Annotated in this window: 1 protein-coding gene; it reads left to right on the top strand. The window is 53.8% G+C overall.

What is annotated here, in order from left to right; genetic code table 11:
• Positions 1-5 precede the first annotated feature (5 nt).
• On the top strand, positions 6-386 hold a 381-nt coding region (locus BLX24_RS31355; protein WP_445422174.1), incomplete at its 3' end, for a RagB/SusD family nutrient uptake outer membrane protein.

Genomic DNA, 386 nt, shown 5'->3' with positions numbered 1-386 from the left:
AATCCATATACCGGACGATACTGGCCGCAAACTATCTCCTCGAGACCGTTCCGAACCTCAATGACCCGCTGCTGACAGCTGCCCGGAAAGCACAGATTCAGGGAGAAGCCCTGGCGATACGGGCACTGTCAAACTNAATCCTGAAAGCAACGAAAACACCTGCGGATAATACCGGTATTCCCCGCAGCCCGGTGAATGATACGTATGCACAGGTTCTGAAAGACCTGACAGCGGCAGAACCACTGCTCTCCGAAACGACCAACCGCAACCGCGTGACCCGGAAAACAGTGTGGGCCATCCGTGCCCGCTATCACCTCTACCGGAAAGAATGGGCTGAGGCAGAAACCTATGCGTCTAAACTCATTGATGATGCCGCATCGTATAAA

The organism is Arsenicibacter rosenii (assembly GCF_001870735.1).
GTDB lineage: Bacteria > Bacteroidota > Bacteroidia > Cytophagales > Spirosomataceae > Arsenicibacter > Arsenicibacter rosenii.
Note: the sequence above shows the minus strand (reverse complement) of the source record. Positions and strands in the feature narration are given on the sequence as shown.